The organism is Kribbella steppae (assembly GCF_004342025.1).
In the GTDB taxonomy this organism is placed as follows: domain Bacteria; phylum Actinomycetota; class Actinomycetes; order Propionibacteriales; family Kribbellaceae; genus Kribbella; species Kribbella steppae.
The window spans coordinates 469,981-491,990 of sequence record NZ_SLWN01000001.1 but is presented as its reverse complement, the minus strand read 5'-3'; the positions used below and the strand labels follow the sequence as shown (position 1 = coordinate 491,990).

18 protein-coding genes are annotated in these 22,010 nt (G+C 67.7%); 14 read left to right on the top strand and 4 right to left on the bottom strand.

What is annotated here, in order from left to right; genetic code table 11:
• Positions 1–92: 92 nt before the first annotated feature.
• Positions 93–980, top strand: a complete 888-nt coding sequence (locus EV652_RS02180; protein ID WP_242001498.1) for a LysR substrate-binding domain-containing protein — start codon at positions 93–95, stop codon at positions 978–980.
• Between the two features lie 52 nt (positions 981–1,032).
• Positions 1,033–2,811 carry a thiamine pyrophosphate-requiring protein gene (locus EV652_RS02175; RefSeq protein WP_132207231.1) on the top strand — a complete coding sequence of 593 codons (1,779 nt, stop codon included), beginning with the start codon at positions 1,033–1,035 and terminating at the stop codon, positions 2,809–2,811.
• Here EV652_RS02175 and EV652_RS02170 read toward each other — a convergent pair.
• On the bottom strand, positions 2,800–3,618 hold the full coding sequence (locus EV652_RS02170) for a UbiA family prenyltransferase (RefSeq protein WP_242001497.1): 819 nt from the start codon (positions 3,616–3,618) through the stop codon (positions 2,800–2,802). The two genes, EV652_RS02175 and EV652_RS02170, sit on opposite strands and share 12 nt — an antisense overlap.
• Positions 3,619–3,636: 18 nt before the next feature.
• Here EV652_RS02170 and EV652_RS02165 point away from each other — a divergent pair, with 18 nt between their 5' ends.
• The 3 genes from EV652_RS02165 to EV652_RS02155 all read left to right on the top strand — a co-directional run bounded on the left by EV652_RS02165 (position 3,637) and on the right by EV652_RS02155 (position 6,327).
• Complete coding sequence (locus EV652_RS02165) at positions 3,637–4,686, top strand: type III polyketide synthase (protein WP_132207230.1); 1,050 nt, start codon at positions 3,637–3,639, stop codon at positions 4,684–4,686.
• Between the two features lie 118 nt (positions 4,687–4,804).
• Positions 4,805–5,314 carry an isoprenylcysteine carboxyl methyltransferase family protein gene (locus EV652_RS02160; protein WP_132207229.1) on the top strand — a complete coding sequence of 170 codons (510 nt, stop codon included), beginning with the start codon at positions 4,805–4,807 and terminating at the stop codon, positions 5,312–5,314.
• Positions 5,311–6,327, top strand: a complete 1,017-nt coding sequence (locus EV652_RS02155) for an NAD(P)/FAD-dependent oxidoreductase (protein WP_132207228.1) — start codon at positions 5,311–5,313, stop codon at positions 6,325–6,327. The genes EV652_RS02160 and EV652_RS02155 overlap by 4 nt, the downstream gene beginning before the upstream one ends.
• 273 nt (positions 6,328–6,600) lie before the next feature.
• Here the strand turns inward: EV652_RS02155 and EV652_RS02150 are convergent, their stop codons facing one another.
• Entirely contained in the window at positions 6,601–8,148 is a 1,548-nt protein-coding gene (locus tag EV652_RS02150; protein WP_132207227.1) for a helix-turn-helix domain-containing protein, read from the bottom strand.
• A 91-nt stretch (positions 8,149–8,239) separates the two neighbouring features.
• Between EV652_RS02150 and EV652_RS02145 the strand changes: the two genes are divergently transcribed.
• The gene (locus EV652_RS02145) at positions 8,240–9,517 is read left to right on the top strand and encodes an NAD(P)/FAD-dependent oxidoreductase (protein ID WP_132207226.1); all 1,278 of its coding nucleotides are present in this window, start codon (positions 8,240–8,242) and stop codon (positions 9,515–9,517) included.
• 522 nt (positions 9,518–10,039) lie between these two features.
• Positions 10,040–10,702 carry a hypothetical protein gene (locus tag EV652_RS02140; RefSeq protein WP_132207225.1) on the top strand — a complete coding sequence of 221 codons (663 nt, stop codon included), beginning with the start codon at positions 10,040–10,042 and terminating at the stop codon, positions 10,700–10,702.
• Between the two features lie 54 nt (positions 10,703–10,756).
• On the opposite strand, the gene trxA is transcribed toward EV652_RS02140, so the two are convergent.
• Positions 10,757–11,146: a thioredoxin gene (gene trxA, locus EV652_RS02135; protein WP_132207224.1), complete on the bottom strand. Its 390-nt coding sequence runs from the start codon at positions 11,144–11,146 to the stop codon at positions 10,757–10,759.
• A 175-nt stretch (positions 11,147–11,321) separates the two neighbouring features.
• Positions 11,322–12,197: an aldo/keto reductase gene (locus EV652_RS02130; protein WP_132207223.1), complete on the bottom strand. Its 876-nt coding sequence runs from the start codon at positions 12,195–12,197 to the stop codon at positions 11,322–11,324.
• Between the two features lie 704 nt (positions 12,198–12,901).
• Between EV652_RS02130 and EV652_RS02125 the strand changes: the two genes are divergently transcribed.
• The 7 genes from EV652_RS02125 to EV652_RS02095 are packed head-to-tail and all read left to right on the top strand — an operon-like array spanning position 12,902 to position 21,955.
• Positions 12,902–13,855, top strand: coding sequence for a conjugal transfer protein (locus EV652_RS02125; protein ID WP_158441068.1), 954 nt, complete (start codon positions 12,902–12,904; stop codon positions 13,853–13,855).
• Positions 13,856–13,904: 49 nt separating this feature from the next.
• Positions 13,905–14,192, top strand: a complete 288-nt coding sequence (locus EV652_RS02120; protein WP_132207221.1) for a hypothetical protein — start codon at positions 13,905–13,907, stop codon at positions 14,190–14,192.
• Positions 14,192–14,755 (top strand): hypothetical protein, encoded by a 564-nt coding sequence (locus EV652_RS02115; protein ID WP_132207220.1) that lies wholly within the window; start codon positions 14,192–14,194, stop codon positions 14,753–14,755. The genes EV652_RS02120 and EV652_RS02115 overlap by 1 nt, the downstream gene beginning before the upstream one ends.
• Entirely contained in the window at positions 14,752–17,847 is a 3,096-nt protein-coding gene (locus EV652_RS02110) for an ATP-binding protein (protein ID WP_132207219.1), read from the top strand. The genes EV652_RS02115 and EV652_RS02110 overlap by 4 nt, the downstream gene beginning before the upstream one ends.
• On the top strand, positions 17,844–19,844 hold the full coding sequence (locus EV652_RS02105) for a hypothetical protein (RefSeq protein ID WP_132207218.1): 2,001 nt from the start codon (positions 17,844–17,846) through the stop codon (positions 19,842–19,844). Before EV652_RS02110 ends, EV652_RS02105 begins: the two co-directional genes overlap by 4 nt.
• 5 nt (positions 19,845–19,849) lie before the next feature.
• A complete protein-coding gene (locus EV652_RS02100; protein WP_132207217.1) occupies positions 19,850–20,791 on the top strand; it encodes a hypothetical protein in 942 nt (313 codons plus the stop codon).
• Between the two features lie 21 nt (positions 20,792–20,812).
• Complete coding sequence (locus tag EV652_RS02095) at positions 20,813–21,955, top strand: VldE C-terminal domain-containing protein (RefSeq protein WP_132207216.1); 1,143 nt, start codon at positions 20,813–20,815, stop codon at positions 21,953–21,955.
• Positions 21,956–22,010: the final 55 nt, after the last annotated feature.

Sequence of the window (22,010 nt, the reverse complement as noted above, 5' to 3'; positions counted from 1 at the left end):
GTGGACTGGTCAGGGGAGGACACCTCCATCCTCACGGTTGGGTACTGAATTCGGATAGCGAATTACTCCTATTACTCTTATAGCGTCGTGTAATGGGAGGTCCATCGATGTACGACCCTGATCAGCTGCGCACGTTCCTGGCGGTGGCGCAGTCGCTCAGCTTCACCCAGGCGGCCGAGCGGTTGGGCATCCGGCAGCCGACGGTCAGCCAACATGTCCGCAAACTCGAAGTGGCGGTCGGGCGACCACTGTTCCTGCGCGACACGCGGACGGTCACGCTGACCGCGGACGGCGAGGCGATGGCCGGGTTCGCCCGGACCATCCTGGCCGCGCACGAGGAGGCGGCCGGGTATTTCACCGGCTCAGAGCTGCGCGGCCGGCTGCGGTTCGGCGTCACCGACGACCTGGCCCTCACCCCGCTGCCGCGGATCCTGCGCGACTTCCGGCAACTGTACCCGCGGATCGACCTCGAGCTCACGGTTGCCCAGAGCCCCAACCTGCTCCGCCGGGTGGAGTCGGGTCACCTGGACCTCGCCTACGTGAAGCACAGCGTCGGCACCGGCTACGAGCCGAACGGACGGCTGGTACGGCGGGATCCGCTGGTCTGGGCCGGGATCAACGGGACCAGGATCGCGCCGGACGGTCCGGTGCCGCTGGTCGCGTACCAGGCACCCAGCCTGAGCCGGTCGCTCGGTGTGCAGACGCTGGAGCAGGCCGGCCGGTCCTGCCGGATCACCTGCATCGTCCGCGGCGTGAACGGCGTACTCGCAGCCGTCCGGGCCGGCCTCGGCATCGCGATCTTCGCCCGCTCCCTGATGCCGGCCGACCTGGTCGAACCCCCACCGAGCGCCGGCCTGCCCGAACTCCCGGCCATCGACCTGGTCCTGATCACCAACCCCCGCGCCGCCAAAGAGCCCGCAGAGGCCCTCACCGCCGCCATCCTCGGCAGCAACGCACCCCTGAAACCCGACGCCGCATAAACGAGGCGCCCTGGGGCACCCGACGAGTATCCCCTCTCTCGGAGGTTGAACCATGGCGACGACCGTCGGTGACTACCTGCTCGAGCGGCTCCGGGCCTGGCAGGTGGACACCGTCTTCGGCTACCCGGGCGATGGCATCAACGGCATCCTCGCCGCCTGGACCCGGACCGAGGAAGGGCCGCGCTTCGTCCAGTCCCGGCACGAGGAGATGAGTGCCTTCCAGGCGGTCGGCTACGCCAAGTTCACCGGGCGCGTCGGCGTCTGCATGGCCACCTCCGGCCCCGGCGCGATCCATCTCCTGAACGGCCTGTACGACGCCAAGCTCGACCACGTCCCGGTGGTCGCCGTCGTGGGCCAGACGAGCCGGTCCGCGATGGGCGGCTCGTACCAGCAGGAGGTGGGTCTGCACTCCCTGTTCAAGGACGTCGCGAGTGAGTACCTCGAGACAGTCAACGTGCCCGAGCAGCTGCCGAATGTCATCGATCGGGCGATCCGGACCGCACTGGCCCGATCCGCACCGACCGCGATCATCGTGCCCTCCGACGTACAGGAGCTGGAGTACTCACCGCCTCCGCACGCGTTCAAGATGGTCCCGTCGAGTCTCGGGTTCGCGGCTGCCACGCAACTGCCGGACGAGCAGGCCCTGCTGCGGGCGGCCGACGTACTGAACAGTGGCAAGAAGGTCGCGATCCTGGTCGGCCAGGGCGCGCGCGGTGCCCGGCGTGAGGTTGAGCTGGTCGCAGAGCTACTGAACGCGGGTGTGGCCAAGGCACTGCTCGGCAAGGACGTGCTGAGCGATTACCTGCCGTACGTGACCGGCTCGATCGGATTGCTCGGGACCCGGCCGAGCTGGGAGCTGATGCAGGGCTGCGACACGCTTCTCACGGTCGGGTCGAGCTTCCCGTACTCGCAGTTCCTGCCGGACTTCGGTTCGGCGCGAGCGGTCCAGATCGATGTGGATCCGACCATGATCGGGATGCGTTACCCGTACGAGGTGAACCTGGTCGGCGACGCCGCGGCGACCTTGCGCGAGCTCACGCCGTACCTGGTGCAGAAGGAGGACCGGTCCTGGCGGTCCGGGATCGAGGACGGCGTCCAGCGCTGGTGGGACGTGATGGCCGCGGCCGCGCAGGTCGAGGCCGATCCGGTGAACCCGCAGCGGCTGTTCCACGACTTCTCGCAGCGCCTGCCCGACGACTGCATTGTGGTCGCGGACTCCGGCTCGGCGGCTGACTGGTACGCGCGGCAGTTGCGGTTCAACGACACCACCCACGGTTCGTTGTCCGGGACGCTGGCGACGATGGGGTCCGCGGTGCCGTACGCGATCGGCGCGAAGATCGCGCACCCCGGGAAGCTGGTCGTCGCGTTCTCCGGTGACGGCGCGATGCAGATGAACGGGCTGGCCGAGCTGATCACGATCAAGCGGTACTGGCAGGAGTGGAGCGATCCGCGGCTGGTGATCGCCGTGCTGCACAACAACGATCTCAACCAGGTGACCTGGGAGATGCGGTCGTTGCAGGGTGCACCGAAGTTCCCGGACTCGCAGACGCTCCCCTCGGTCGACTACGCGGCTTTCGCGCGCTCGGTGGGACTCGCGGCGGTCACCGTTCGGGACGGCGACGAACTCGGGTCGGCCTGGGACACCGCGCTGGCCGCGGACCGGCCGACGCTGCTCGATGTGCACTGCGATCCCGACGTACCGCCGATTCCGCCACATGCCGGCTGGGACCAGATCCAGAAGACGGCCAAGTCGCTGTGGCGTGGCGACGAGGACCGCTGGGGTGTGCTCAAGGAAGGCGTGAAGACCAAGCTCCAGGAGCTACGGCACTAGCGCGTCGCCGCGGATGACGAGGGCAGCCACGCTGACCGCGGCGACGGCGATGGTGACCAGGAAGGGCGCGTTCTTCCAGGTCAGGATGATGGTCAGGAGCGCTGCGACGACCGCCAGCACGATCCAGCCGATCAGGCCGACAGGTCCAGGCGGCGCGACGACGAGCAGGAGCGTGGCCGCGGCCAACGGGATCGGCGCGAGGAGGCGGGCGTAGGCGCCCAGCCGCTGCGGCCAGCCGCGGACGCCGGTGGCGAGGTCGTCGGCCAGATCGGGTACGACGTTTGCCAGATGGGCACCGACTCCGAGCAGGGCGGTGGCAACGGTGGCCCACCAGGGCGCCCAGGTGCCGGTCGTGCCGAGGGTGACGAACGAGGGGAGTGCGCCGAACGCGACGGCGTACGGGAGCCAGGAGATCACGGTCGACTTGAGGCCGAGGTTGTACGCCAGGGCGCAGGCGACGAAGAGCAGATGCATCAGGCCGGCGGCTGTTCCGTTGGCCAGTGAGACGGGGATGGTGACGATCAGCATGACCGTGGCACCCACGATCAGAGTGCGGCGACTCACCAGTCCACGTACCACTGGCTTGTCCTGGCGGTTCACAATGGTGTCGCGGGCGGCATCTATCGCGTCATTGCTCCAGCCGATCGAGAGGTGGCCGGTGAGGATCGTTGCTGCGACGAGGAGACACCCGGCCGGACTTCGCCCGGCCGACCAGGCCACGGCCGTGGTGAGTGCGGTGACGGCGGCCGTCGGTCCGGGATGGCAGGCCAGCGCGAGACCTCTCACGGTCGTGAAGACTGGGCTCACCGAAGTAACGATGCCACGATGACGCGGATCGCAGCGGTCCGGCCCGCGTTGCCGCCGTACCGCTATCCGCAGTCCGAGCTCACCGACGCCTTCGCCTCGATCTGCCTGCCCGACGGCAGCGGTACGGCGTTGCTCCGCCGGCTGCACGCGAACGCGGGGGTGTCGTACCGGCACCTCGCGTTGCCGCTGGAGCAGTACGCCGTACTGAAGGACTTCGGCGAGGCGAACGACGCCTGGATCGCGGCGGCTGTGGACCTCGGTGCGGAGGCGGTCGCCGGGGCGGTGAAGGATGCCGGGCTGACGCTGGACGATGTCGATCTGCTGATGTTCACCACGGTCACCGGGGTGGCGGCGCCTTCGATCGACGCGCGGGTCGCGTTGCGATTGGGGTTGCGGGAGGACATCAAGCGGCTGCCGTTGTTCGGGCTGGGCTGTGTGGGCGGGGCGGCGGGGGTCGCTCGTGTGCACGACTATCTGAAGGCTTGGCCGACGCACGTCGCCGTACTGCTGTCTGTCGAGTTGTGCTCGTTGACTCTGCAACGGGACGACTCGTCGTTGCCGAACCTCGTGGGTGGGGCCTTGTTCGGGGACGGTGCGGCCGCGGTGGTGCTGATGGGGTCGGAGCATCCGTTGGCGTCCGGGCCGTCGGTGGTGGCGACGCGGAGCCGGCTGTACCCGGATTCCGAGCGGGTGATGGGGTGGGACGTCGGGTCGGGCGGGTTCCGGATCGTGCTCGGTGCGGACGTGCCGGAGGTGGTGCGCCGGTACCTCGGCGGGGATGTGCGCGAGTTCCTGTCCGGTCAGGGGCTGACCGTGCCGGAGATCGGGACGTGGGTGAGCCATCCCGGCGGGCCGAAGGTGCTGGAGGCGGTTGCGGAGACGCTGTCGTTGCGGCCGAGAGCGCTGGATCTGACCTGGCAGTCGCTCGATGCGGTTGGCAACTTGTCGTCGTCATCGGTGCTGCACGTGCTCGGTGAGACCATGCGGCGAGATCCTGTCGGAATGGGATTGCTACTGGCCATGGGGCCTGGGTTCTGTTCGGAGCTCGTCCTGCTGGAGTGGTCATGACTGTGCACATGGCCGGGCCTTCGGCGCCGGCGTGGTCATGGGGCCTTGGCTCCCGGCCTTCCCTCGTCACTCCAGTTGCTTCGCTCCCTGCGCTCCTCAGTCCAGGCCGGGAGGCCCCATGAGCTGGTACGTCGTACTCGTGCTGCTGGTCGCGTTGGAGCGCGTGGCCGAGCTGGTGGTGTCGCTGCGGAACGCCCGATGGAGTTTCGCGCAGGGTGGAGTGGAGTCGGGACGCGGGCACTATCCGTTCATGGTGGCGCTGCACACCGGGCTGCTGGCGGGGTGTCTGGCGGAGGCGGCTCATCGGCCGTTCGTGCCTTGGCTCGGGTGGACCATGTTCGCGGTGGTGCTGCTGTCGCAGGGGCTGCGGTGGTGGTGCATCGCGGTGCTCGGCCATCAGTGGAACACGCGGGTGATCGTCGTACCAGGGCTGCGGCTGGTTGCGGGCGGCCCGTATCGGTGGCTGCGTCATCCGAACTATGTCGCGGTGATTGCCGAGGGCATCGCGTTGCCGCTGGTCCACACGGCCTGGGTGACGGCAACAGTGTTCACGGTGCTGAACATTCCGTTGCTGGCGGTCCGGATCCGGACCGAGGAGGCGGCCCTGAACTCGGCGCTGCTCAAGTGATCGACCTCCTGGTGGCGGGCGCCGGGCCGGCCGGCGCGGCGACCGCGATCCGCGCGGCGATGTCCGGGTTGTCCGTCGTGGTGGTCGAGCCACGGACGGCTCCCATCGACAAGGCCTGCGGGGAGGGAATCGCGCACAGCGCGGCCGAGTATCTGGGCCGGTTGGAGGTGGGCTTGTCGGGCCGCCCGTTTTACGGCATCAGATACTTGGACGCCCACCACCAGGTCGACGCCCGCTTTCACGCCGGTCCCGGCTTGGGCGTACGCCGTACGACGCTCCACCAAGCCCTGATCGACCGCCTAGCCTCGCTCGACGTGCCGGTGGTCGACGCTCGCGTAGGCCCCATCACCCAGAACACCACTTCAGTCACGGCGGCCGGCTACACCGCCCGCTACCTGGCCGCGGCCGACGGCCTCCACTCAGGCATCCGTCGCCAGCTAGGTCTTGCCTCTCCTGCATCGGGCGAGGTTCGACGGGGTTTGCGCCAGCACTTCTCTGTCTCCCCCTGGACCGACCTCGTCGAGGTCTACTGGTCACCGCTCGGCGAGGCCTACGTGACACCTGTTGCCGACGATCTGGTCGGCGTTGCCATCCTCACCTCGGCCCGGGGGAGTTTCGACTCGCACCTCGACGCGTTCCCGGCGCTCAAGCGGCGGCTCCGCGGCTCCTGTCCGGCGAACGCGGTGATGGGAGCCGGCCCGCTGCGGCAGAGAGTGCGGGCGCGGGTGGCCGGGAGAGTGTTGCTGGTGGGCGACGCCGCGGGGTACGTCGACGCGTTGACCGGTGAGGGAATCGCGGTCGCGCTGCGAACCTCCGCGGAGTTGGTCCGCTGTGTGGAACAGGATCGGCCCGAGGATTACGAAGCGGCCTGGCGCCGGGTGTCCTGGGAGTGCCGGCTGCTGACCGGATCGTTGCTCTGGGCCCGCAACAGATCGTTGCTCGCACCCCGTATCGTGCCGGCCGCCACACTGCTGCCGGGGCTCTATACCCGGATCGTCAATCGACTGGCCTGATTTCCCTGTCGTGGCAGGGATTTCTCCTGGGGCCCGGCGATCGCTCAGACAACCGCCGGGCCCACGAGAAGCCCGAGCTTCCTGGTGAAAAGCTCGGACCGGCCGGTCCAGCCTCCTGGTGAAAGGCTGGAACGGTGCCCCAGCTTCCTGGTGAAAAGCTGGGACAGTCCTTGGGGTGTTGCTCGGTGTTTCTGAGGAAGACTTAATCAGGCGGATGTTGCCCAACAGTTGCCGGAATGTGAAGCCTTGTTACGTAGGGCTGTGGCGAACATCTCAGTGCTCTGTGCGCACCGCCGCGATCTGCAGTTGCAGGGCGAGCCGCTCCCGCGGATCCGACAGGTTCAGTGCCGCGATCTCGCCGATGCGCTTCATCCGGTGCCGCAACGTGTTCGTGTGTAAGTGAAGTTCTCGCGCCGCGCGCTGCGGCTGGCCCGGGTACTCCAACCACGCCTGCAACGTGTCGACGAACCCGGTGTCGTGCTCGATGTCGTGTCGCAGCAGTGTCGCGAGCGGTCCGTCCAGCTTGCTGGTGTCCAACGAGGTGACTGCTCGGTGAACAGTCAGCACATGCCAGGCCTCCTCCACGCGTAATGCGGGTCCGGGCGCGGCTCCCCGTCGTACCAGGCCCAGCAGCTCGACTGCCTGGGCGCGTGAGCTCGGCAGGTCGGCAGGAGCACGTGCGGGACCGCCTGCCGCGGCGATGGTGCCGGGAGCGGTCTTGGCCTGCTCTGCGACCAGCTTGCTCAACCAGTTCCACGAGCCGGGGCCGTCCGCGTCCGTGACGACTGCCAGCACGGTGCCGTCGAGGTCTGCGAGTTGCGGCTCGCTCCACCCGTGCCGACGACCGGTCGACTCCCACAGATCGAGTTGCTGCGGTACGTCGTACCCGTCTGGCGAGCCGAGTGCGACGACCCGCCAGGGCTGGGGTGGCAGCCGTACGTCGATCGGATTGTCGGGCGAGAACTGCCGGAGGATCGTCCGCAACCGGTCGATGGCACTCCGCCGTGCGACATCCGCCTGTGCCCGTAGCCGCAGCAGATGCAGTGCCAGCACCGACGCAGCGTTGCTCAGCTCGGCAGTCACCTCATCACTGACCGGCCCGTCCACCACAGCCCAGATAGACCCGAGCCACTCACCACCAGCCCGCACAGGTACGACGAGACGCGGCCGGATCCCGTTGGGACCGTCAGGCACCAGAAACGGCTCGCTGGACCGCGCCAGCCGGCGGAAGATGCCACGGGCCCGGAAGTGCGCGATCACCTCGGCCGGAACGCGTCGGCCGACGATGGTGGAGACACGGGTGGGGTCGGTGAAGTCCTGGCCGGAGGAGTACGCCAGTACGCGTGACTGGTTGTCCTCGATGGTGACGGGCGCGTCCACGATCGCTGCGGCCGCGTCTGCGAGTGCGAACAGCTCCTGGTGCACTCCGGCGTCTCCAGCGGCAGGGGAGTCGGGTGCGGCGGCTCTGTCGATGACACCGCGCAGCAGCCAGACCACGTGGGCCCACGTGACGCTCGGCTGCAGTGCGACGAGTGTGAGCAACCAGCGCTCGGCTGCCGCGATCACAGTGGGTTCGTGGGCGAGCGTCGTACGCAAAACGACTCCTGACGCGTTGCCGGCGGCGCAGCGCTCCACCAGCTCCACCGCGTCCTCTGCGTCGCGCAGACCGAGTCCTAGCACCAGATCGCCGGGCTGACCGGTCGTAGGCTCCTGCGGGTCGGCCAGGAAGACGTCACGGACCTCTAGGTCGCCTTTGCCGGTCACCACCACCTCGAACAGGGCAGGGCCGACGGCGACTATCAAGTCAGGCGCGGTGATCATGGAGGTTATTGTGCTCTGCGCACAGTCATTTGTCTCTTCTGTGGTGTGATCGCACCATGACAGCGGTCCGCCGTCGACGCACCATCGATACATGGTCGCTGCTGGTTCTGCTACTGGTTCCACCCACATCGTTCCCGATCGCGTCGCTGTCGTCGGCGCGGGCATGGTCGGACTCGCCACCGCCTGGTTCCTCCAGGAAGCCGGCGTCGAGGTCACCGTGCTCGATCGCGAAGGCGTCGCCGCGGGCGCGTCCTGGGGTAACGCCGGCTGGCTCACGCCCGGCCTGGCCACCCCGCTGCCGGAACCGGCCGTCCTCAAGTACGGCGTCCGCGCGGTGCTGAGCCCCTCCTCACCGGTGTACGTTCCACCGACCGCGAGCCCGCGGCTCCTCAGTTTCCTCACCCGCTTCGCTCGCAACAGCACCGCCGGACGCTGGAAGACCGCGATGGAGTCGCTGGTCCCGATCAACCGCCAGGCGTTGACTGCGTTTGATTTCCTGGCCAAGGCCGGCGTCGAGGCGCAGACGTACGAGGCCAAGTCGTTCCTGGCCGCGTACCGGACCGAGGCCGAGCGCAGCGTGCTGCTCGAGGAGATCGAGCACATCCACGCGGCCGGCCAGGGCATCGAGTTCGAGCCGATCAGCGGTGACGACGCCCGTGAGATCGAGCCTTCGCTGTCCGACCAGATCGGCGCCGCGATCCGGCTGCACGGACAGCGGTTCATCAACCCGGGCGACTACGTGCGGATGCTGGCCGACTCGGTGATCGCCCGCGGCGGGCAGATCATCAGCGGAGTCGTCGTGAAGGACATCGTCGACGAGATCCGCGGTGTCCGCCTCATCACCGGTGACGGTGAGACCGACCCGTTCGACGCCGTCGTGATGGCGACCGGGGCGTGGCTCGGCGATCTGGCCCGGCGGTTCGGCGTGAAGACCGTCGTACAGGCCGGTCGTGGGTACAGCTTCAGCGTGCCGATCGCGCACGTGCCGGCCGGCCCGGTGTACTTCCCGGCGCAGCGGATCGCCTGCACGCCGCTCGGTGACCGGCTGCGGGTCGCCGGGATGATGGAGTTCCGCAAGCCGGACGCGAAGCTCGACCCGCGCCGGATCGACGCGATCGTCGAGGCCGCCCGGCCGCTGCTCCGCGACGCCGACCTGGACGCGCGGACCTTCGAGTGGGTCGGACCGCGCCCGTGCACTCCGGACGGCCTCCCGCTGATCGGCGCCACCGCGTCACCGCGCGTCTTCGCCGCCGGCGGTCACGGCATGTGGGGCATCACCCTCGGCCCGATCACCGGACAGTTGCTGGCCGAGACCATCACCACCGGCCGCAGCCCGCGCGAGCTGGCACCGTTCAACCCACTCCGCTGACAACAACGGGAGGGACTCCAATGACGTGGTCCCTCCACCTGCGCTGACCCACACCTCGAGCGGCACTCCAGGTGACCCGTCCCGGGCGGTTCTGCCTCACCCGCCCTGCGCCACCTGTGGCTCACCTGCCGCCGCCTCCGGTCAGCCCGGAGCGGGCCCTGGCCGAGTTCTCCTGCCCAGGGCCCGCTCCCATCACCTTGTGACAGGGTGTTCACCGACCAGGTCGGCCGCTCACTCCTCATGCGCCGTACCAGTGACGCGAAGCTGACAACCTGAGGTCGCTTGGCCGGGCTGTTGCCGAACGTCGGGCTGCGGAGCACCATCGTTGACACCTCATCGACCTGGGAGGCCACGACGATGTCCGACACCAACGAAGGGCTTTCAGCTTCTGGTCGTCACGCCCCACAGCCGTTCAGCCAACCCCAGATGCCTCCTCAGGCGCCCGGTCCACGCGGCCCGGTTGCGCGAAGGAGTTCCTGGCTGGACCAGGCGCCGAGGACACTCGACGTCGCGGCTCGCGCTGTGTGTCTCCTGGCGGGCGTCGGTCTGCTCGTCACCGGCCTGGTGGGGCTCTTTTCCGACGTCGACGAAGGCGTTCTGGCCTTGGTGCTGGGGATTGGCGTCCTGCTGCTCATCACGCCGTCGATCATCGACCGGATCAGGTCGACGAGACTCGGCCAGTTCGAGGTGCAGTTGGTGCGGCAGGTCGCCGCCAGTGCCCGGCGAGCTGCCAACAGCCTGCAGCGACTTGGCCTCGGCCGCGAGCTCGATGCCTACGCCACGATCTACACAGAGCTGCGTGGTCCCGAACTCAAGAACGTCCGGGCGATGGTGCTCGACCGGATCATCGAGCGCGTGGCCGGCGCAGCGGTCGTCGAGAAGTTCGACCAGGACGAGGTCAAGGCGATGTTCCGCGAAGGTACGCCGATCGTGCGGGTGCTCGCCCTGGGCCTGATGGAGGGTGATCCCTCGCTGATCGACGGTGAGATCCTGCTCGAGGCCGTGAGCCGACCGCTGACCGGGAACGAGCAGTACCACGCGCTCAGGCTGGTCCGCGACGAGTGGAACCGCCTCTCGCCGGCCGAGCATGCCGCGCTGCGATCGGCCATCGACGCAAGTCCGCACCTCAAGGACGGCAGCGCCAGGGGTGACGTGGCAAGACAAATCCGAGCACTCCATGGTTGAGCACTCGGATTCGCTGTACCGCCGTCTGTGAGCTCTGGCTCACAGACGTTTGATTCAGTGGGTGTGCGGCTCGGTGCCGTGTTCGGCCTCGTGGGCGGCGATCTGCGCCCGGACCTCTTCCATGTCGACGGCGCGGAGCTGGCCGATCAGATCCTCCAGGGCGGGCGCCGGCAGCGCGCCGGGCTGGGAGTAGAGGACGACGCCGTCACGGACGGCCATCAGGGTCGGGATCGAGCGGATCTCGAACGCCTGGGCGAGCTCGATCTGTGCCTCGGTGTCGACCTTGCCGAAAGTGATGTCCGAGTGCTCCTCGGACGACTTCTCGAACACCGGTCCGAACATCTTGCACGGGCCGCACCACTCCGCCCAGAAGTCCACCAGCACGAGACCCTCACCGCTGACGACCTCGTTGAAGTTCTCCTGGGACAGCTCGACCGTTGCCACTACGACCTCCGAAATTTAGACGAATACAGCCTCTACAACACCGAATCGGCCGCGGGTGTTCCCGGCCGATGTACGTCGTACCGGCGTCCGAACGCAGGTACGACGTACAAGCGCTTGACCGTATCGGGAGGTGACCGAAATGCGGCGAAACGGGTGTGACGTGGCACACGTCCCGTCAGATCGGGATGTCCACGAAGGGTGACGTGTAGTCCTGGACCTCGCCGAGGATGGCGGCGGCGGCCTCCGGTGTGAGGTCGGCACGCTCGCGCTCGGCGACGACCATCTGGCGCAGCAACCGAGTCTCGCCGGCCGTGGCGAGGCCGGTGATTTCCGGGTGCCCGTTGAGGAGCCACGCGGTCGCCGCGGTGACATAGCGCTGCTCGTCGAACGGCCGATACCAGGTGTCGTAGGTCTTCTCCTCGCCCTCCCGCCAGTTGCGCCGGGCAATCATCTTGATCGTCATCAGCGCGGCGTCGGACGCCTTCACCGCATCCACCAGGGCGGCGTAGTCGGCGGCGTACTGCGGATCCGTCGACAGCCGGTAGTTCAGTGGTGTCAGCACGCTGTCGAAGTCGAACCGGCGCAATGCTTCGGTATGGACGGCAGGCGCCTGGTCGGTATGCCCGGTGATTCCGATCGCCCGGACCAGACCTTCTTCCTTGGCCCGGATCGCCGCTTCGAGCGAACCGCCCTTACCAGTGACGAGATCGAGATTCTCCAGATCACAGACCGCGTGCATCTGGATCAGGTCGACGTGATCGGTCTGCAGTCGCTCGAGCGACCGATTGATCTCGGCCCACGCCTCTTCAGCGGTACGGCGGCCCGTCTTGGTCGCGAGGAAGATGCGGTCGCGGATCTCCGGCATCCGCGGACCGAGCCGGAGCTCGGCGTCGCCGTAATCGGCTGCGACGTCGAAGTGGTTGATACCGGCATCAAGGGCCTCCTGGATCGAGGCGTCGGCCCGATCCTGGTCGACCCCGCCGAGCGATGCGGCGCCGTAGATGAGGACCGAGCTGTCGTGCCCGAGTCTGCCCAGTCGGCGAGTTTCCATCCTGGTCCTCCAGGGGTAGCAGGGTTACTGCGACCCTATGCCCGGGAAAGCGGTATTTGACCCCTCGCCACGGGAGAGTTTTCCACAGGCCGAGTCCACAGATCGGTTACTATGCGTGACAGTTGATCTGTTCTTTACCATGTTGTTCGCACGGATATTCGAACCTGCCCGCAGCGTGTGGCATGGTGTGCGCTGCCCGATCGACCGGATCGGGCATGAGAGAGGAGCTATGACGACGGTACTGAAGGTGTCACTCTTGCCCGATATGGGTGACACTGCCCGCAAGCGGGGTAACAGTATGGCTGCGGGGAGCGATAGACCATCCGGATCCTGGTCTGAGGTCTCCCGGACGGCAGTTGCTTGCCGTATTCTCCCGGCTACTGTCCGCGTAACTGCTGTCTGAGGGGCGGGTAGCGATGAGTTGGTGGCGAACGTTGCTGAATCTGCCGCCAAAAGGTGAGCAATGGTCGGATCAGCGGCGCACGAAGAAGCCGGGCAAAAAACGCCCGTCGAACACCGCCCCGGAGTGGTGGGACCACCCCGATGGACCGGTGTCACCCACCCCTCGCCAGGCACAGGGCGTAGCGGCGCAGTACTCGGCTCCTCAAGCGCATCCGCCGGCCGGCGGAGTGATGGCACCGCCACGTCGTCCGTCCTCGCGTACGCCGGACGCCTCACAATCAGGCCACCGCACACCCGAACGTTTGAAACAGCGCTCGCCGCATGGTTCGCACACTGCTCCCGGACCGGTCCGGGAGCCGCTCGAGCCCGGGCAGCCGCCGTGGTCGACCGAGCCCGAGTCGTCGTTCTCCACCTGGGCCCGGCGGTTCTTCCGCGGCCTGGTGGTCGTCGTGCTGCTGCTGGCAGCGATCAGCGGCGTCCGCTCCTGGGTCGCCCCGAACCGGACCCCGGAGACCGTGGTCAGCAATCAGAGCGGCTTCCCGGCCGACGAGGCCCGCGCGGTCGCGACCCGGTACGCCGTCTCCTACCTGAACTGGGACGAGGCGAATGCGGACGCCCGGCCGGCCCAGATCGCCCTCGACCTGGCGGCCGGACTGGACAGCCGGGCCGGCTGGAACGGTCGCGGCAAGCAGACTGCCGACCGGGCCTACCCGGGCGAGGTCAAGGTCGACTCCGGTGGTGTCACCGCCGTGGTCGACGTACGCGTGGAAGTCAGGCCGTACACCAAGCGCGGCGGAGCGTGGGTCGCTGGGCGATACAGCTGGGAGCGGCTGTCCGTCCCGGTCGCCCGGACCGCGTCACGCATCGTGGCCAGCGGGCCGCCGACGTTCGTACCGGACGAGCGGGCCGCGTTACCGGACAACATGCCGGAGGCCGGCGCACCGGACGACGACCTGACCGCGGCGACGCTCAAGGATGCGGAGGCCTTCTTCGCTGCGTACGCCGAGTCCGACAACAAGGTGTCGGCAGTGACCGCACCGGGTTCGACCATCCGCAGCTTGAACGGTTCGGTGAAGTTCGGCGAACTGAAGGATTGGCAGGTCTTCACCGGCAACGACGACGAGCGGCGGGCGACCGCGGCCGTCACCTGGGACGGGGCGGGAGATACCACCCTGGACCAGACGTACACGCTCACGCTGAGGCGCACTGTCGCCACGGACGGAGCACAACGATGGCAAGTGGCTGCCGTCGGATGACACCAGCGACCAGCCGTCGGACGACCGAGGCACTAAGGGAGACACCGCAATGATGACGCACGAACTTGCTGCGAGCGTGGTTCAGCTCGCCGCGCCACTGGTCGACAGTAACGTCCCGACGGGCGCGGATTTCAAGGACTGGGTCCTGGTCATCGCGGGGAACATCTTCATCGCCATCCTCGTGCTGCGCGCGATCGGGCACTACTTCAAGCGCGAGTGGGGCGAGCTGTTCGGCCATATCGCGGCCGGGGTGCTGGTGGGTGGGCTGATCTACGCCAACAACCAGACCATCAATGTGCTGAAGGGCTTCTGGGGATTGTTGTCCGGAGGTAATTGATGCGTGTCGGCCGTACCCTGACCCACCACTTCGAGATCGAGACCCGGCAGTACGACCTGCTGGGTATCGATCTGGGAGAAGGCGCCCGGCGGCGGATGATCATCTTCGGTGCGGTGATCATCGTGCTCTGGGTCGCGCTGCTCGTCCCGTTCATCGGGGTGCCGCAGAAGTCCACTGTCAGCCTGTACATCGTCCCGCCGTTCGTGATCACCGCCTTCGGCTGGCGCCCCGGTAAGTTCCACGAACGCCGCCGCCGCGTGACCGAGTGGGCGCTCGCCGTCCGCTACGCGTTGCGCGCCCACCGCCCGATCATCGGACTCGGCGCCCGGGCCGCCGACAAGACGGAGTACTTGCCATGGCGTGAGCGCATCGCGACCCAGAAGGTGGCCAACCTGGCGAAGGCCAGGGTGACCCCGGAATGGGAACGCGAGGTCGTGGTGGAGCTGGATCCGAGAGTCCGCGCCGGTGCGGACATCACGGTCAACCAGCGTGCCCGCCTGCTTGGGGCGGACCACGTGCAGCGGGTCAGTCGCAGGACGTCGTCTGGGAAGAGGCACAGATGAAGATCGCTGACAAGCTCCTGAACCTGGTGGGCGTCGGCCGCGAGCGCGGCCTGCCGCCGCCTCGCCTGGTCGCCATCGCGGACGGCCTGCTCGTCACCGAACGCAGTGCCGAGGCGTGGTTCCTCATCTCGGTGGCGAACACGGACCTGGCCACCGAGTCCGAGCAGGACGCGGCCCTCGACGCCGCGGTGAGTGCTGCCGCGACGATCCTCGGCGACCGGCTGAGCCACCTGAAGGTGGTCTGGGGCCGTTCGACCGGCCAGGACTACATCGACTCCGTGACCGGCCACTACCGGCTCGGCGACCACGAGGCCTGGGCACAGACCCGGGCCGACCGGATCGACGAGATGCGGATGCCGGAGCGGTACGTCGCCCTCGGCGTACACCTCAGTGACCGCGACCCCCGCGCGACCGCCCAGGTCCGGGGCTCCATCAGCGACGCCCTCGGTACGACGTCGTGGCGCGTCAGCGCCCGTGAGCTCGCCCACCTGGACGAGCGGGTCCGCAAGCTCGGCCGTCAGCTCGGCTCCACCGTCTGGCGGGCGCACACCGCGCCGGCCGAGGTGATCTCCTGGCTGATCAGCCGCGAAATGCACCGTGGTGCCGTCGCCGCGCCCCGCCGTGGCCTGATCACCGGTGCGTCCCTGGCCCGGCTCACCTCGGGCCGGGTGGTGCCGTACACCGATCACCTGCGCATCTATGACGCTCGCGGCCAGATCGCGGCGTACACGACCGTGCTCGCGATGACCGACTTCCCCGAGGAGCTCGAGACACCGGGCCCGGGGGAGTGGCTGCGCACGCTGTCCGAGATCAAGGCGATCGACGACGACGGCGACGAGATCGACGTGACCGTGGAGGCGTCCGTTCGCTTCCGGGTCTTGACGAAGAAGACCGCGCGGCACCTGGTCGACGAGACTCGTAAGAGCGCGAAGGAACAGCGCCGGTCCGCCGCCAAGGGCACCGCGGAGGAGACCGCTGACGAGATCGTCGAGACCGAGCGCGTGATGCGCGAGGTCAAACGCGATATCAACCGCAGCGGCTTGACCCTGGTCGAGGACCACCCCCGGCTGCTGGTCAGCGCGGACACCCGCGAGGACCTGGAGGCGTACGTCGACGCGGTCATCGCGCACTACGCCGACCGCGGCATCAGCGTCGCCGCCGGCGCGGACGAACAGCGCGACCTCTGGCTGGAATCCCTGCCAGGCGACCAGTTGCGCGTACCCGACCTCGGGCACGTGCGTGAGTCGACGGCGTTCTTCGGCTCCTGGTTCTGGGGTGGCGCGTCGATCGGTGACGCGACCGGCCCGGCCATCGGCTACCTGACCGGATCCACGCCGGGTCTGGTCCGCTTCGATGCGGCCGCCGGTTCTGCTTTGGGTGACGCGACGACGACTCTCTTCCTGGGTCGTTCTGGTCGAGGCAAGACGACGGCCGCCATGCTCGGTGGTCTCGACTCCGCCTTCGCCGGCGCTTGGGTGCCGCTCCTCGACCTGAAGGGTGACGCCGCCGGCGTGTCCGCGGTCGCTGCGGAGTACGGCGTACCGACTGCTGTCATCGAGATCACCGCACAGTTCTCCGGCGCTGCCGACCTGCTCCGTGTTCTCCCGGTCGACGACGCCTTGCTGCAGGCGCCTTCGCAGCTGATGCTGCTGCTTCCTCCACACCTGCGTGGCGCGGCCGAAGCTCCGGTCATGGCCGCGACCCGGGCCGAGATCCAGTCGCCCGATCCATCGTCCTGGGGCGTCATCCAGCGGCTCTGCGCCTCCGAATCGGAGACCATCCGTACGGTCGGTTTCGCCCTGCGCGACCTGGTCGAGACCGGCCTTGGTTCCGTCGTGGCCGGCCCACCGTCCGGCCTGTCCTCGCTGACCACCAACCCGGGTCTGTGGGTCGTCCAGATGCCAGGCCTCACCCTGCCCTCACCCGAGTCGGCACCGGAATCCTGGTCGCCGATCGAACGTGTCGGCATGGCCTGCCTGCGCGGCTGCCTCGCCTGGATGGTCCGTACGACGGGCCGCCGCGAGTTCCGTGGCCGCTCGAAGGTCGTCATCGTGCCCGAGGTGCACCTGCTGACGAAGACCCCGGACGGCGCGTCCTTCCTCGACTACATCGCCCGTGTCGGCCGCGCCCTCGGCGCCTCTTTGGTCCTCGACACCCAGGACCCGGCATCGATCCTGAAGCTCCCCGGCCTGGTCGAGCAGATCACCACCCTGTTCGCCTTCAGCCTCCGATCCCGCGAGCAGGTCGACTCGCTGCTGGAGCTGTTGGGCCGGCCGCAGACGCCGCCGTACCAAACCCTTGTCCGCGGCATCAACACCGCCGCCAACGGCAAGAGCATCCGCCACGGCCACTGCATCATGCGCGACCGCTGGGACGAAGTAGCGACCGTCCAAATCGACATCCCCAGCCAACAGGTCGCCGCCCTCCTCCGCACCACCCCCGAATCCGAACACGCCACCCAACCCACCCAATCCATCCCCGTCGTTCAGGACGTCGACCCCTTCGCCGACGACGAGGAAGAAGTCCTCACCCCCGCCGCCACCGCCACAGCCCAAGCCGAGGCCCACACCCAAACCCCCACCGAGGAGTCCACCCTCCCGGCACCCCCGCCGCCCCCCGCGCCGCAGCCCACGGCTCCAACCCCCGAGCCCTCACACGCGGCGCAGACAGCCCCAACGGTCGAGCCTTCACACACGGCCCAGGCGTCATATGCGCCGCAGCACCCCCCCGCGGCCCCCGAGGCACCACCACACCCCTCGCCCGCCACCACCCCGGTCCACCAAAACGGCCACCCCAACGGCCAAGGCCACAACCACCCCAACGGCCAGAACCAGAACCACTCCAACGGCCAGAACCAGAACCACTCCAACGGCCATACCAACGGCCAGGACCACGGCCACGCCAACGGCCAGGACCACAATCACCCCCTGCGCTACGAATCCCCCATCGGCCCCGACGAGGTCTACGACCAAGAAGCCGACGAAGCCGCCTACAACGAAGCCATGTACCCGGCCCACGGCGAAACCCCCACCACATCCCCAGACGGCAACTCCCAGACCTCAAACTCCGGCAACAAGGAGCACGTCGCATGACCTGGTCACGCCGTCTGCGGACGGCCGTGACAGTGCTCGCCATCTCCCTGATCGTCACCACCCAACTCGCCCTGGCCGCCGACCCAGATCAAGGTCCAACGAACCCGACAGGCTTCGCCGACCTGCTCCCGACTCCGGACCTCACCCACGGCGACACTCGGACGCTCTTCGAGCAGTACAGCCCCATGGTGTACGGCCTGGACTTCGACAAGGGCATCAGCGATACGTTCAACATGATCTTCAACGGCTACGCGTATCTGGTGATGATGTACATCGTCGCCATTACACGTGGCGCCATATCGGTCGGGTGGTGGCTCTTCTCGTTTACGGACGTGAAGCCCCTGACTGATGCGACGGCAGCGACGATCGGGGCCACCGGTACTCAATTGGTCGGCTGGTTGTTGCCATCAGCACTTGCCTTCGGTGCTGTCGCGGCGTACACGCAGCGGAAGGCAACCGGGACCGCGCTCGGTCAGTTGGTGTGGGTCTTCGTGGCAGGGGTCCTGAGCATCAGCTTCGCACTGGCGCCGGCCACCTGGCTGCGCGGAGTGGATGGAGCGCGTCAGCTCGGTGCGGGTGCGGTGATGACGGCCTCGGCGGATGCCATGGGGCCAACGATGCAGTCTCCTCTGCCCTGGCCGGAGCCGGGGTTCACCGGAACGCCGAAAGACACGCTGTTACGCAAGTCCGCTGATGCAAGCTGGCGTGGATTCGCCGTCACACCATGGTGCATTTCAGAGTTTGGTTCGATCGCGGCGTGTCAGCGGTATGGCAAGGGGATGCTCGACACCGGTGTCGATCCTGAGGCGCGAAAGAAGTACATAGATGACGTGATCACTCCGGCCGAAGGTGGCGGCGATGCGCCAACGGTGAAATGGGTGAAGGGTGATAATCCGTTCGGGCGCGTGGCCGTCGTTATGCTGGCGGCGATTGCCGCGACTCTGTTCGCGTTCTTGAACATTGCCTTGGCGTTCACCGCTCTGATGGCCTTCATCGGCTGCCTGTTACTACTTGTCGTAGGAGTCTTCTTCGCGTGCCTATGGATCATTCCCGGCCGACCACGACAATGGGGGCTGAACTGGTTCGAAGCATTGATTGGGTTGGTTCTCCAATCCTTTCTCGCCATGTTGGTGTTCGGTACGGCGCTGACCCTTGTGACAGCTGTCTTCAGTCTTAGCGGCAGCCTGGGCTGGCTCCCAGTCAGTGGCCTTGCGATCGCGGTCCTGATCGTTGGTTTCAAGCTCCGTCGGCTTCTGGACAACCTGACCTCGATGATGCGACCCGGAGCTGGCAGCATCATGCTCGGAGGGCTTGCGCGTAGAGGGGCTATGGGCGCAGTCAGGCGAGTCATGGGCGCGCTCAGTGGCCGTGGCGCTGCACCTCTCCCTGAGCGGAGCAAGGATCGCCTGCGACCAACCGAAGGAGGCTCGCAGCGGGTCACCTCTGTTCGCGTTTACCGACAGGCGCCTGCGGTTGGGTCGTTGACTCGAGGGGGCGCGGCCAGTTCGCCGTACGAGCTCACCGCAGGGCCAGAACGGCGCAGAACTGAAGGCGCTGGAACGTCCGGCGGCGTCGGGCCAGGTGGGCAGCAGATGGCTGGTGAAGCCGGCGGTGTTCGGGCGGCCGGCGCCGGTGGGCCGGCGAAGAGTACGTCTGCGTTGAATCTCTCCCGCGCTCGCGCCCAGTCGAAGGGTGAAGGGCGGCGGACGATCTCTGTCTCGGCTGCCAACGTGGTTCCCGCGAGCGGCTCAGGGAGTTCGCGTGGCGTGTCAGCCGAAGCGCAGAAGGCTCGCCATTCGCGTCGCCCCGCGCCCGCACCGGTCAGTGAGACGCGGTACGACCCCAGGGTGGTGCACACCCGTTCGGCCAGCCTCCGCGAGGGACCGCCGAAGAATCGTCAGCGGCGTCGGGCACCCGCTCAGCAGCAGCGCCGGTTCCGTGAGTACTCCGCCATCACGAAGGACGGCGTGACCGTACACGTGCCGACGCGTAGGTGATGCGGATGGCTCGGAAGCAACGATCGACTGAGAATCGCCGGGAAGGCGCCGGCCGTGGGCCGCGTCGTCGCGATCGCGGCAACTCTCCAGCCGACGCCGAGTACGAGGCGCGCGCGGAACGTCGGCAGCCGGACGCACCGGACAGTTGGCGTTCGGTGATGAGTACGGACTACGACTATCCGGAGGATCTGGACGAGCTCAGCGGTCGTGAGCGCCGTCGGGCGAAGAAGAACTGGCGGCGTGAGGACCATGCGCAGCGGATGGCTTGGTTGCGCAACCAGCGCCAGGCCGAGCCGACCAGCCCTGCGGTCATCGTGGCGTTGGTCGTCCTGCTGGCGATCATCATCCTCGGGCTGGGCGGCGGTTTGCCGCGCCTGCTCGGTGGCGAGAGCTCCGACGACAGCGCTCCCGTTGGCCTGCTGACGCCTGGTCGATCGGTGGTTCTGCCGACCGCACCGTCGAATACCCAGCCGGAAGAGGAGGAGAGTCCGCAAGTCACGACGCCGCCGCTGACGACTCCGCCGCCGCAGACTCGGCGGCCGTCCGCTGAGTCGACCGCGCAGGCAACCGATGTGGTCGGTGCCTGGGCACGTGCTTTCTACACCCGGAACCCGGCCGCTGAGACGTATTCGGCCTTGGTCTCCAAGTGTGCGAAGTACATGACTCCGGAGGTCGCGTCGAGCTTCACTGCGGCCGGAGACCCGACGTACGAGGCACTCAAGAAGGACGGTGGCAAGTCGACCGTGATCTCGTGGCCGGTCAGTTCCCCGCCGGCCAATGCGGAGGCGCCGGTCGACACACCGGCGCGGATCACGCGATTCATCAAGGTCACCATCGATGTCACCGGAAAGAACGCTCAGCGATTCGACGTACCCCTGCTCGTCACGTTGGTGAATCAGAACGCCCAATGGGTCATCAGTGACGTGTCAGGTGGTACAGGGCCATGACCACATCCGTGCGGGGCTGCGATGTTCGATGAGCGCGATCTCGGCAGGGGACTCCTCGCGGTCGCGAGCAGAGGTGTGTTCGTTAAAGCCGCGGCCGCCCTGGCCGTGGTCGGGGTTGCGAGCCTCCTCATGCTTGCTCCGTTCGGAGGGGCCAGCCAGCCGCAGGCAGCCTGCCTCCCGGGGCAACCTGGTCAGGTCGGCAACCCCATTGCCCGCGGTCCGCTGAGGGCGACTCAGGTGGCGTTCGCCAAGCTGATCGACCAGGTCGCGGTGCAACGTGGGCTTCCCGGCCAGGCGACGCTCATCGCCCTGATGACCGCGCTCGTCGAATCCGACCTGCAGAACCTGACCTACGGCGACGCGGATTCGGTCGGTCTCTTCCAGCAACGTCCCGGGGCGGGCTGGGGTTCGGTCACCCAGATCATGAATCCGCACTACGCCGCGGAGGCGTTCTTCGGCGGATCCGGGGCACCCAACCCGCCCGGCCTGGTCGACATCAACGGCTGGCCGTCCATGGGGTACGGCGACGCCGCTCAGCGCGTTCAAGTCTCCGCCTATCCCGATCGCTACGCGTTGCGTGAGGGAGAGGCACGGCAGATCGCGGCCGCCGCCGGCATCGACCTCAAGCGGTCCGGCAACCCGTACGCCGGCCGATCGAAGGCACCCGCTGGCGGGACGATCACTGAAGGCGTCTCGGACGATGAGGATTGCGGTGGGGAAGGGCTCATCTCAGGCCAGCCGGTGAACGGCGTGTGGCCGGCGGAGCAGCAAACCGTCACGGACCCGACCGGAACGGGCGGCATGGTCACTCCGCGTACGGCGGCCTGGGTCGCCGAAGCGCGGAAGAACCTGGGCACACTGAGCATGAGTTGCTGGGACGCACACGTCTGGAACCCGACCAGCGACCACCCTCGAGGAAAAGCCTGCGACATCATGGTCGGCGCCGACGCACGCAGATCATCGCCAGCACGCGCCCGTGGCGACCAGATCGCCAACTGGGCGGTCAAGACCGCAGGCCAGACCGGCGTGCGCTACGTCATCTGGTACGGCAAAATCTGGTCCGCCCGCCGAGGCACCTGGATCCCGTACAACGGCGGCGGCGTCTACAGCCCCACCGACGCCACCGGCGGCCACTTCGACCACGTCCACGTGTCCGTGTACTGAGTGGACACTTGATTGTGCGCCATTGCGATTGTCCAGCCGTTCCGGAGGAATGAGA